6 protein-coding genes are annotated in these 13,021 nt (G+C 51.2%); 5 read left to right on the top strand and 1 reads right to left on the bottom strand.

What is annotated here, in order from left to right:
• Positions 1 to 53 precede the first annotated feature (53 nt).
• Positions 54 to 2,411: a TonB-dependent receptor gene (locus DWW90_RS09165; protein WP_122344770.1), complete on the top strand. Its 2,358-nt coding sequence runs from the start codon at positions 54 to 56 to the stop codon at positions 2,409 to 2,411.
• Positions 2,412 to 2,436: 25 nt separating this feature from the next.
• Positions 2,437 to 3,978, top strand: a complete 1,542-nt coding sequence (locus DWW90_RS09160; RefSeq protein WP_122344769.1) for an Ig-like domain-containing protein — start codon at positions 2,437 to 2,439, stop codon at positions 3,976 to 3,978.
• 5 nt (positions 3,979 to 3,983) lie between these two features.
• On the opposite strand, the gene DWW90_RS09155 is transcribed toward DWW90_RS09160, so the two are convergent.
• Positions 3,984 to 4,763, bottom strand: coding sequence for an inositol monophosphatase family protein (locus DWW90_RS09155; RefSeq protein WP_122344768.1), 780 nt, complete (start codon positions 4,761 to 4,763; stop codon positions 3,984 to 3,986).
• 140 nt (positions 4,764 to 4,903) lie between these two features.
• Between DWW90_RS09155 and DWW90_RS09150 the strand changes: the two genes are divergently transcribed.
• The 3 genes from DWW90_RS09150 (at position 4,904) to DWW90_RS09140 (ending at position 12,779) form a co-directional block, all read left to right on the top strand.
• Positions 4,904 to 9,517 carry a translocation/assembly module TamB domain-containing protein gene (locus tag DWW90_RS09150; protein WP_122344767.1) on the top strand — a complete coding sequence of 1,538 codons (4,614 nt, stop codon included), beginning with the start codon at positions 4,904 to 4,906 and terminating at the stop codon, positions 9,515 to 9,517.
• A gap of 414 nt (positions 9,518 to 9,931) precedes the next feature.
• Positions 9,932 to 10,381, top strand: coding sequence for an IS200/IS605 family transposase (gene tnpA, locus DWW90_RS21020; RefSeq protein WP_115499686.1), 450 nt, complete (start codon positions 9,932 to 9,934; stop codon positions 10,379 to 10,381).
• Positions 10,382 to 10,496: 115 nt separating this feature from the next.
• Complete coding sequence (locus tag DWW90_RS09140; protein ID WP_122344766.1) at positions 10,497 to 12,779, top strand: BamA/TamA family outer membrane protein; 2,283 nt, start codon at positions 10,497 to 10,499, stop codon at positions 12,777 to 12,779.
• Positions 12,780 to 13,021: the final 242 nt, after the last annotated feature.

Here is a 13,021-nt window from a genome sequence, read left to right as displayed (position 1 = left end):
TTTGTGTGCATTCTCCCCTGGGCAAGTCATGAATCACTATAACAAGGGGCTACATGAAAGTCTTTGTACACATTTTATTCCTGTTTCTCTGTCTCCCGCCATTCGTTTCGGCACAAAACGAAATCACTTTGTCGGGAAAAGTGACAGACACACAAGGGACATCACTGCCACTGGTCACAATCGCAGTCGAAAATACGACAAACGGTACTTATTCCGACGATAAAGGCCGTTACTCGCTGAAAGTCACACGCGGCAAGCAGACACTCGTTATCTCGTCTGTCGGCTACGAAACAATCCGGACAACTCTTAATGTACAGGCCAACCGGACGCTCAACTTCACATTAAAAGAAAGCGCTGTCAACCTCAACACCGTCGAAGTGTACGGGAAGACAAAGACACAACAACTGAAAGAAGGCGCTTTCGCAGTGAACGCACTCGACATTAAACCGATCGTCAACTCGCTGAACAACCTCAACAACCTGGTGAACCGGGCTGCAGGTATCAAAGTGCGCGAAGAGGGTGGTGTAGGTTCGGACTTCGACCTTTCCATCAACGGATTGTCCGGCAATTCCGTCCGCTACTTCATCGACGGCGTCCCGTTGGACAGCAAAGGGAATGACGTGACGCTTGCCAACCTGCCTGTCAACCTGGTCGACCGGGTGGAAATTTATAAAGGGGTGGTGCCGGCCTCGTTGGGAACGGATGCATTGGGCGGCGCTGTCAATATCATCACCAAGGCGGAAAAGACGAACTTTTTGGATGCTTCTTACAGCATCGGTTCTTTCCATACGCACCGCGCCGATCTGAACGCGCAGTTTGTAGAGCGGCATACGGGATTGATCGTGCGCCCTACCGTCGGCGTTAACTATTCGAAGAACGACTACCGGATGAAGGACGTGGAGATGCGTGATGAAACAGGCGACCGGTTCATCACCGGCAACCCTAAACGTTTCCATGACGGCTATTTCTCGTTATTGACGCAGATAGAAGCTGGAATTGTCAATAAGTCGTGGGCAGACGAGTTCTTTGTTTCCGCCTCCTACTCCAAAACTGATAAAGAGTTGCAGACCGGGTCCGTACAGACCAAAGTCTACGGTATGGCAGAGCGTAATTCGGATGCCTGGAACGTGTCGGCGCGCTACGGCAAATATAACTTTCTCACGGAAGGTATGACACTGAAGGCAACCTTGTCGCACACATGGGACCATTCCATCACCGTCGATACGGCCTATCGCAAATATTATTGGGACGGAGGCTACATTGTGAGCCAACGCAACGAGATCCGTGGCGGCGAACCCTCCATGCGTCATTACAAACGTCCGCTGACCATCGCGCGTGCCAATTTGGATTACCGTCTGGACGGACATCACAGTTTCAACCTGAACTACCATCTGAGCCGCACCGGGAATGACCGCTATGACGACCTGGACCAGAGTTTCGTCCCGTCGAACGACGCTGTGACCAAACACATCATCGGCCTGACCTACAGCCAGTCGTTTTTCGACGGGAGGATGCAGAACGTATTCTTCGCCAAAGACTACGTGAACCATCCCAATATCCGGCAGACCGACCAGTCCACCGTGACAGGCTCGAACAAGGTGCAAGGTTCCACCACCAAGAACTATTTCGGATACGGAACCGGACTGCGTTATATGTTCTTCGAACCGTTGGCCGTAAAGGTTTCATACGAGCATAGCGTGCGCCTGCCCATCGCCCGCGAACTGTTAGGCAACGGAACCACCGTCTATGCCAACGTAGCGCTCGAACCGGAGAAGAGCAACAACGTCAACCTCTCCGTCTTCGGTACCTGGCGTCCGGCCGGCAGACATACCGTCTATTACGAAGCAAACGGTTTCCTACGCTATGTAGACAACTACATACAAACTTCCGTCATCGAAAAAGAAGGCATGATGCAGTATGTCAACGATCCCGCCGTCCATATCAAGGGCGTGGAAGGCGAAGTGCGCTATGACTGGGACGGGCGGCTGCAACTCATGGCCAACGTCAGCTATCAGGATGCACGCGACCAGCAAGAGTTTAAAGAAGACGGAAAACCCTCCGCCACCTATAAGAACCATGTCCCCAACCGTCCCTGGCTTTTCGGCAGTGCGGAGGCGAGCTATACTTTCCGCAATCTCCTGCAAAAGGACAGCAAGCTGCGTTTTGGTTGTACGCTTCAGTGGGTACATTGGTATTTCCTGACCTGGGAAGCCTATGGAAACCGCGATACCAAGGCGCGCATCCCTTCGCAACACATCTGCAATGCCAATGTCACGTATTCATGGATGCACGACCGCTACAACATAGCATTGGAGTGTGATAATTTTCTCGACGAAACGGCCTACGACAACTATAAGCTGCAAAAGCCGGGACGCGCTTTCTTTGCCAAATTCAGAGTATTCATTCATTAATTATCCATATTTAAAAACAAGAAAAATGAAGAAGTTCAAATTCGCATTACTGGCCTTCATGACAGCCTTGGTCACTTTTGGTTTCACGGCTTGTTCAGATGATGACGACGAAGTAAAAGACGTTCCGGTAACCGGTATAACCGTAAGCCCTACTACGTTAGCACTGAAAACAGGAACGACCGGGACACTGACGGCAACCATCGTTCCGGGAGATGCAAGTAATACAACCGTTACATGGAGCAGTTCGGCTGAAAGCGTCGCAACAGTAGACAAAGGCGTTGTCACAGCTGTTGCCGAAGGAACGGCAACGATCACTGTAAAGACGGATGACGGAAGTTTCACTGCCACCTGTGATGTTACGGTGACAAGCGACGCACCTGCCTTCGACGAAAGCAAATACCATTTCGACCTCTTTCTCACAGTCGGGAAACATGGCGGCATGAGCAGCAAGAACACCACGATTGTCAACAGCATCAGCAAACTGACAGCCGATATGGGAACCATCACCGTCAAAGGGGAAGGGACCGAACTGGGAGACTATTCTATGGAGAGCATCTCAAGGGGTAAATATTATTACCAGATTCCTTCAAGCAACGATGCTTTCGTGAAGTATCAGATTAAGGAAAATAAGGTCGTGGAGACAGCCAAAGTCCCGTTCAAGACAAATACCTATAAGGTACGTTCTTATACTCACGCCTGGATCGACGACAATACACTCGTTATCATGGCTGCCAATGGCGATGCAAGCAAAGTCCTCTGGACAAAGCTGAACGCCGGTAATATGTCGATTATCGAAGAAGGTACATTAGATATCCTGCTGCCGGAATCCGAAGTAGAAGGTGAAGTGACAAAGAAGTTCACCACATCGGGCATCTTGACTTATAATGAAAAGGCAGGAAAGCTCTACTACTTCTATTTTGGTAAAAACGGCCTTTCGGGCAAGAGCGGTAAGACGACAACCGCTTTCTACACAGCCGTTCTCGATCCCTCTACGTTGGCTGTAGAAAGCAATAAACGTAACTCGCTTGTACAGGAAATGGCCGGAAGTGCCTACGGAGAGCTGATGCAAAACTGCGTTATGTATGACGAAAACGGCAACCTCTACCTTGCCGCGTTCAGCGATAAAAATGATATCGAAGAAGGACACCTCTTGCGTATCAATAACGGCGAGACTGATTTCGACCCCACTTACGAAGGATACCCGAATGCAGACGGCAAACTGCTCACCCTTCAGTACCTGGGCAACGGTAAGGCTCTTGCTTATGCACGCAATGACGCATCCGGCACGGCGATCGACAGCTACAGCCATTATTACAGCATCATCGACCTTGCCACAGGCGAAAGGACACGCTTAAGTTATAACGGTAAAGAACTGGCATACAGCGGCGGCCGTTTCTCACAGCGTTCTGTTCTCTTCAACGAGAAGGCATATTTTGGTGTAAATACGGAAGCTGACGCCAATGCCATCATCTACGTCTACGACACCAAGACCGGAACCGTAGAGAAAGGTGCGGAAGTGGCCGGCGAATTCTACTTCGACATGATCCGTGTGATTGAAAACGATTGATCCGGTTACAATAATTCGAGGATCGTCTCATGTATCGCCCCGTTGCTTGCCACGACTTGTTCGGCGGAAGGCCAGGTGTCACCGCCGGAGAAGTCGGTCAGTTTACCGCCGGCTTGCATCAGGATCAGGCCGCCCGCAGCGACATCCCAAGGGCCGAGGTAGGCTTCGATGCGTGCTTCAAAACGGCCGCAGGCGACATAGCAGAGTTCTGCGGCGGCAGCTCCCATCAAGCGGGTCCCGCCGGCAAAGCCGTATAGCCTGTCTACCAGTTTAAGGGCGACCGGGCGGTAACGGTCCGAATCGTAGGGAAAGCCGAGGGCGATGAACGCTTTGTCGAGCACGGCGATGTCGCTCACATGGATTTCTTCGCCATTGAGATAAGCTTTGCTTCCTTTCCAGGCGTAGAAACATTCGTCGCGGCAGACTTCATAGACGACACCCAGTAATAGTTCCTCCCTATTGCGTAAAGCGATGCTGACGCAATAGGGAGCTGTATTATGAATATAATTGGAAGTCCCGTCCAGCGGGTCGACCAACCAGCAGTATTCTTCGCCGGCGAGGCTGCCCGTGCCTTCTTCTGCAATAAAACCGGAGCCGGGCAGCAGGGCGGAGAGCTGTTCGATCAGCCGGCGTTCCGATTCTTTATCCACATACGAGACGTAGTTATGCGCACTCTTTTCTTCCACCCGCCCGCGGTTGAATTTACGCCGCTCGTCCCGCAGGAAAGCGCCGGCAGTGCGGGCTATTTGCTGTACTTCCGTACAAAGATTTTCCAGATTCAACATGACTTTATGTTTTATTCCGGGACAAATGTAAGACGTTTATTGGTTTTCCTTTATTTTTCTCCTATTTTTGTTAACGGAATGTCAAACAAAACATCCCTTTTAACCGTTATGAGTATAACGAAAACACACAAGAAAGATACATGAGACGCTGGATGAAACGGATAGGAATCGTATGTTTAATACCAGTTGTATTGGTCATACTGATTTCCGTTCTTTTATATATACCTCCTTTTCAGAATTTCGCTGTGCGGTTAGCTACCAAATATGCCGGCGAAGCTACCGGTATGGATATAGGTATCGGACAGATACGCCTTTCCTTCCCGTTGAACCTGACTGTACGGGATGTGCAGGTAGTGGCTCCGCCCGATACGTTATTATTGTTGGAAAGCTTTCAGGTCAATATCCGCCCGATGCCCCTGTTTAAGAAAGAAGTGTTGGTGGATGCCATCGATCTGCGGGGCGTGAAAGTAAACAGCGGCAAACTGATCGAAGGAATGGAGATCAAAGGTGTATTAGGCAAACTCTACGCAAAAGCCGACCGCATCGACCTCGGCAAAGAAACGGCGAGACTGAATAAAATAGACCTTTCGGACACGGCCATCACTTTGATGATGAACGATACGACAACGAAAGAAGATACCGCTTCGACCGCTGTCAACTGGAAACTGCTGTTGGACGAAATCAATCTCGATCGTGTAGCTTTCGCCATGCAGATGCCGGAAGATTCGTTGCGCCTTTCCACCTATATCGATAAGGCGGGGCTGACCGAAGGATTAGTAGACCTGGGTTTGGCGCGCTACAGTGCCGCCCGCTTCCTTCTGTCCGGTTCTTCCCTGGGGTATGACGGCAGCTACGGCGAGCCGACGCCGGGTTTCGATCCGTCGCACATAGCACTTAGCGATGTGAATATAAAAATTGACTCTCTCCTGTATGGAGGAAGAGATATCAGCGCACAGATCAAAGAGTTTTCGGCTAACGACCGTTCCGGCCTGGTGCTCAGTTCGCTGACCGGTAATATCCACAGCGACAGCACGACGATACAGGTGCCGGGACTTCTTCTGAAGACTCCTTATTCGGATGTCCGCCTGTTGGCAACTATCCCGTGGAGCACATTTGATGAAAATCCGGGCGGCAGCCTGCATACCTTGCTGACGGCTTCTGTCGGGAAGGAGGATGTGTTTATTTTTGCCGGTCCGCTGCCGGATGATTTCAAGCAAGCCTATCCGAAAGAAAGCATCAGCTTGACCGCCGGTGTGGAAGGAAACCTCGCTGCTCTCCGCCTGCGCCAGCTGAAAGGAAAACTGCCGGGTGTGTTCGATCTGAATGCCACAGGCGAGGTGAAGGCCGTCACGGACAGTATCCGCCGGAACGGGAAACTACAGTTGAATGCGGAAACCGGCAATCTCGATTTTATCCTCACTATGCTGCCTGCCTCCGAACGCTCGCGTTATAACCTTCCCGCCATGAAACTGACAGGTGAGGCAGCCTTGCAGAACCAGGAGTACAAGGCCGATCTCTTATTGACACAGGATCAGGGAAAAGTGAAACTGGCGGCACGCTATAATCCGGTGCGCGAATCGTATGAAGCAGACCTTCAGGTCGACAGCTTGAAGCCGACCAATTTCCTGCCTAAGGACTCTCTTTATTATCTGGCCGCCACTATCCGGGCAGAGGGAAAAGGATATGATCCGTTCCTCGCGTCGACCTGGGCGAAGGTGGACGGGAAGATCAGCAATATCGAATACGGAACGTATGCCGTTTCGGATGTCAAGCTGGACGGTTCGTTGGAAAAGAACCTCCTGAAGTTCGATCTGCTCAGCCATTATCCGTTGGCCAAGATGGATATGTCGCTGAACGCCACGCTTCATAAGAAGAAGGTGGAAGCCATGCTGATCGCCGATGTACAAAACTTCGACTTGTACGGCATGCACCTGATGAACGATTCGCTTGCCACCTCCTTCCAGCTTTTTGCCGAAGCGGAAACGGATATGGGCAAGAACAACCTGCTGGATGTAACTCTCGGCAACTGGGAACTGGTCAGCCCGACCGGTAAATTCCATCCGAAGACACTGACATTGCATGCCCGTAGTGACAAAGATACGACGCGCGTCTCTTTCCATGCGGGCGACCTTGGGATCATGTTGACCGGTAATGCGGATATCGAGACGATGGCGGATAAATTCACTAAGATAAACGAAGGGTTGACCCGGCAACTGGAGCGCGATTCGATGATCGACATCCCGGCTTTCCAGCCGCTCCTTCCGGATATGAACCTGAAGATAACGGCAGGCAAGGACAATCCGATCTACAATATCCTGCAACAATATACCATCAGTTTCGACGACCTGAACATCGAGGCCAGTACTTCGCCTGAACAGGGCTTCTTCCTCGATGCCGACCTCGCCAACTTGATGCAGGATACGACGCGCATCGACACGATTTGCTTGATCGTGCATCAGGATTCATTGGGCTTGCTCTATGACACCCGTGTCATCAAGACGAAGTACAGGAAACAACAACCGTTTACCGCAGGTCTGAAGGGACAGATACGGAACACGTTCGCTGACGCCGAACTGCGCTATACGGACGGGCAGGGCAAGACCGGCATCCTCTTGGGGGCACGCATTGACAAGGAGCGCGAAGGCTTTCGCTTGCATCTCTTCCCCGAAGACCCGATCCTGGCATTCCGCCCGTTCAAACTGAATGCGGACAACTACGTTCTGTACAGGAACATCAAGGATATTGCGGCCAACGTCCGGCTGACAGGAGAGAATAATGCTTCCCTCTGGATTCATTCGCTTGCCGGAGGAGACGGGATGCAAGAGATACATGCCGAACTGAGCCAGATCGATCTGGATGCCATTACCAAAGGTTTCCCGGACCTGCCCTCCATGCGGGGAATGCTAAGTGCCGACTTGCAATATGCACCGTCGGACAGCAGCTTTATGGTAGTGGCGGACGCTCACATCGACAGCCTGTTCTATGAAGACGGACGGGTCGGCGAACTGATGTTTAACACCGTTTACCTGCCGTTGAGCGACAAGGAGCATCAGGTCGATATACATCTTTTCCGCGATCGCGAGGAAATAGCGGCTATCAACGCTTATTACAGGATGGGAAAGACGGATTATTTAGACGGGAATATGGACATCACGGCATTGCCGTTGGATATGGTGAATCCGTTCATTCCGGAGAATATGGCGAAACTGACAGGAGACTTGCAGGGGGAACTGGCCATAACCGGAAGCACCTCCGCCCCTGAAGTCAATGGGTATATACGGATGGACAGCTCTTCCGTCTTTGTCACGGCTGTCGGTTCATCTTTCCGTTTCGACAAGCAGGAGATCAAGATAAAGGATAACCTGATCAGTTTCAACCAGTATAATATCTATGCTTCGGGAACGAACCCGTTCGTTATCGACGGGACGATCGATATCCACAATCCCGCGCGGATGATGGCGAATCTGAAACTGTCGGCCCACGATATGCAATTGTTGAATGTGAAACGCAACAAAGAAAGCATGGTCTACGGCAAACTGCTCGTCAACCTCAACTCGACGGTCAAAGGGCCGCTCGACGCTTTGGTTATGCGGGGTGATTTGCAACTGTTGGGAGGGACGAACGTTACCTATGTGATGCAGGACTCTCCGCTTACGGCGCAGGACCGGTTGGCAGACCTTGTCACCTTCACTGACTTCTCCGATACGTTGATGATGCGCCGCCACCGGACGGAAGCGCCTCTTCCCATCGGTAGCCTGGATATGTTGATGACGATTCGTATCGACCAGGCCGTACGCTTGAATGCAGACATTACACCGGACCAGTCGAGCCGCGTAGAGCTTGAAGGCGGCGGCGACCTATCGTTCCAATATACGACACAGGGCGAAATGATCCTGAACGGACGCTATACGCTTTCGGGTGGTATGGTGAAATATGCCATGCCGATCATTCCGTTGAAAGAGTTTACGATACAGGACGGCAGCTATGTCCAATGGAGCGGCAACCCGATGGACCCGATGCTGAACCTGACGGCTACCGAACGGATGAGGGCTTCGGTCACACAGGACGATGGCAGCTCGCGCCTTGTCACCTTTAATGTCGGCGTGGCAATCAAGCAGACATTAGAGAATCTGCAACTGCAATTTATCCTCTCCGCCCCGGAAGACCAGTCCATGCAGCAGGAGTTGGATAAGATGGACGAAGGGCAACGGTCGCAGATCGCTGTTACGATGCTTGTCACAGGCATGTACCTCAATATGAGTGATGTCGGCGGCGGAGGCAAGAAGCCGAGTCTTGACATGGGAGCTGCGCTCAACAGTTTCCTGCAGAGCGAAATCAACAACATTGCCGGCAGTGCCCTCAAATCGGTCGACATCACATTAGGCATGGAGCAGTACGACCAGAACGGCACTGGAGCAGGCGGTGAACGTACGGACTTCTCCTTCCGTTTCGCGAAACGGTTCTATAACGACAGGATCAGCATTATACTGGGCGGACGCGTTTCCACCGGTCAGGATGTCAACGCCGGGCAGTCGCAGCAGTTCATCGACAATGTCTCGATCGAATACCGCCTCGACGGCAGTGGAACGCGTTACATCAAGCTCTTCCACGACAAGAACTACGAGAGCCTGTTGGAAGGTGAGATCACGGAAACAGGCGCCGGTATCGTCCTCCGTAAAAAGATGCTTCACCTCCGTGAACTCTTCATCTTCAAAAAGAACAAGCCCAAACCGGTAGCGGAAGAGAAACATTGAGCCCTGTAAGGGCGGCAGATCATAGCCCGGGGTGTAAACCCCGGGTATAGTAAAGATATAATTAATTTAAGCCCTGTAAGGGCGACACAAAACGATAATGCATTCATGAGAAAAGATATTGTATGGATTAATAATTGGTATCGCCCTTGCAGGGCTCTATTTTATAGGGGAGGCCCTTTTTACCCAAGGCTTACGCCTTGGGCTGAGATCTGCCGCCCTTACAGGGCTTGGAAAATACGAGTTAATAACCCTATTATAATGGAACGGTATTTCCCTTTTGCTTGGAAAATACAGGTTTGATAGCCCTGTAAGGGCGGCAGATCTCAGCCCAGGGTGTAAACCCTGGGTACATAAGAAAACATTTTTATTATTTAAGCCCTGTAAGGGCGATACCAGCATCAACTATAAATCGATATGTCACAATCGCTCACTAAAATATATATTCACTTGGTATTCTCGACCAAAGATCGGTTTCCTTTCATCACTCGTGAATGGAGAAACGGATTACATCGATACATAGGTGGAATTCTAAATCAGACAGATAACGCCCCGGTCTGCATAGGCGGAATCCATGACCATGTGCATATCTTGTTCATTCAGTCCAAATCATGCAGTCTGGCAGATATTATCCGGACAGTTAAAAGTAATTCAAGCAGTTGGATGCAAGAGCAAGGTTGCAGCAAGTTCTGTTGGCAAGGTGGATATGCTGCGTTTTCAGTCAGTTCTTCAAGAAAGGATGCAGTCGAGGAATATATATTAAATCAGGAAGAACATCATCGAAAGGTTACGTTTGCGGAAGAGATACAAGCTTTTTGCAAAGCCTATAATATAGATAATTATGAGGAAAGATATTTCATGGATTGATACGATGTTTCGCCCTTACAGGGCTCTGGATAAGGGGAGGACTACTTTTTACCCAGGGTTTACACCCTGGGCTGAGATCTGCCGCCCTTACAGGGCTTTGAGAGCGATTACTTTTATGGGGCTTTTGATGCTTTTACTGGCATCCTGTTCCACCACCAAGAATTTGCCGGAAGGGGAAGTGTTGTACACGGGGATTAAGAAGATCGAGGTGACGGACGAAGACAAGAGTAAGGAAGGGGAAGAGGCGCTGACGGAAGTGGAGGCTGCCTTGGCTTATCCGCCCAACAATGCGCTGCTGGGAAGTTCGTCTATCCGTGTCCCTTTCCCGTTCGGGCTGTGGGTGTATAACGCATTTGTCAACAAGAAAGGGAAGATTGGCAAGTGGATATTCAACAAACTCGCCGCCAAACCCGTTTTCATCAATACCGTGAATCCGGAAGTTAGGACAAAGGTGGCCTATAACCTGCTACGCGAATACGGCTACTTCAACGGGGCGACCGCTTATGAAGTGGAGCCGGACCCTAAGAACCCTAAAAAGGCAAAGATCAACTACATGGTGACGATGAACAATGCCTATACATACGACAGTATCGCCTACGTTCGCCTGCGCCACCGGATCGACACGCTGATACAGCGGAACATCGGCGAACGGCTCCTGCACGACGGCGACAACTTCAACGTCACGCAACTCGAAGCCGAGCGGCAACGTATCTCTTCCTTGCTTCGCAACAACGGATACTATTATTTCCGTCCTGAGTTCATCAACTACCAGGCGGACACGATCATGAATCCCGGAAAGGTAGCGCTCCGCATCTCCACCCGGCCGGGACTGCCCCGTAACGTGCTGCGCCCCTGGAAGATCGGCGATATATCGGTCAACCTGAGCGGATATAACAACGAACCGCCGACGGACTCTGTCAAATATAAGGATATGACCATCTTTTACGAAGGGAAACTGCGCGTCCGCCCTGCCGTTTTATACAACCGGCTGAAGTTCCGTCCCGGCGACATCTATTCGCAGCAACAGCAGGAAAAGACACAGACAAACTTCTCCCGCCTGGGTATCTTCCGCTATTCGGAAATGCAATATACGCCGCGCGACACATCCCGCCGTTGCGACACGCTGAACCTGCAAATTAACACAGTCTACGATCTGCCGCTGGACGGTGAACTGGAGCTGAATGTAACGACCAAAAGTAACGATCAGACAGGTCCCGGTGCAGTCTTCAGCGTCACGAAACGAAACGTGTTCGGAGGAGGGGAGACATTCGGCGTCAGTATGCGCGGTTCTTACGAGTGGCAGACCGGTAAACGGGTGGCGGGCAACAGTTCGACCATCAACAGCTGGGAGTTCGGCGTCAGCGGGACACTGACTTTCCCGCAGGTACTCTTCCCCAGCCTGTTCAAGGATGACATGAAATATCCGTCCAGCACCTCTTTCCGTATTTATGCGGACCAGCTGAACCGTGCCAAGTTCTTCAAGATGTTAGCATTCGGCGGAAGCGCCTCGTATGACTTCCAGCCCTCGGCTACCAGCCACCACTCGGTGACGCCGTTCAAGCTGACTTACTCGCTGCTGCAACGAAGAACAGCCGAGTTTAATGACATTACCAAGGATAATCCCGCCTTGGGACGAAGTCTTGAAGACCAGTTTATTCCCTCTATGGGATATACTTATACCTATGACGATGCATCCATCACGACTAAGCGGAACCATCTCTGGTGGCAATCGTCCGTCACGCAGGCCGGCCTTATCATCGATGCCGCCTATGCCATCGCCGGAAAGAATTTCAACGAGCGGGAAAAGCATTTGTTAGGAAACAAGTTCGCCCAGTTTGTCAAGGTCACCAGCGAGATACGCTACAACTACGACTTGGGGCATAGGCAACACCTCGTCGGCCGCTTGATGGGAGGAGTCGCCTATAGCTACGGAAACGCAATCACGACTCCTTATAGCGAACAGTTCTATATCGGCGGTGCCAACAGTATCCGCGCTTTCACGATCCGTAGCATCGGGCCGGGCAGTTACCATCCGACGGACTCGAAATACGGCTACCTGGATCAGACGGGGGACATCAAGTTCGAAGCCAACCTGGAATACCGTTTCCCGATCTTGGGCGACCTGCACGGAGCTACCTTCCTGGATGCCGGTAACGTATGGCTGCTCCGCTACGACGAGAGCCGCCCCGGCGGACAGTTGAAATGGGGCCGCTTCCTGAAGGACCTGGCTTTGGGAACAGGTATCGGACTGCGCTACGACCTGACTTTCCTCGTTATCCGCCTGGATTGGGGTATCGGCTTGCACGTTCCGTATGATACCGGCAAAAAAGGTTACTACAACATCACAAACTTCAAGGACGGCATGGGTGTCCATCTGGCAATCGGCTATCCGTTCTAAGGAATCCTCCAGTTCGTGGGCGATGCCGACTTTACACCCCTTTCTTGCCGGATTTCTCCTGGCTCTCGGAAGGGGTGTACTACTAAAAAAATATACAATATCCCCCCTTTTGGGCCGTTTTTCTATTTCGTCCGAAATCTTGATCGATTTTGGATTGACTCTTTTCACGGTTTAAACTCCCCTTTCTGACAATAGGAAAAATGAGGTGCGCAGTCCGTTTCGAAAAGCGTGCAAATTGATTA

It is taken from the genome of Parabacteroides sp. AF17-28 (assembly GCF_003479205.1).
GTDB lineage: Bacteria > Bacteroidota > Bacteroidia > Bacteroidales > Tannerellaceae > Parabacteroides > Parabacteroides acidifaciens.
The sequence above is the reverse complement of the archived record's forward strand: the minus strand, read 5'-3'. Positions and strand labels throughout refer to the sequence as shown.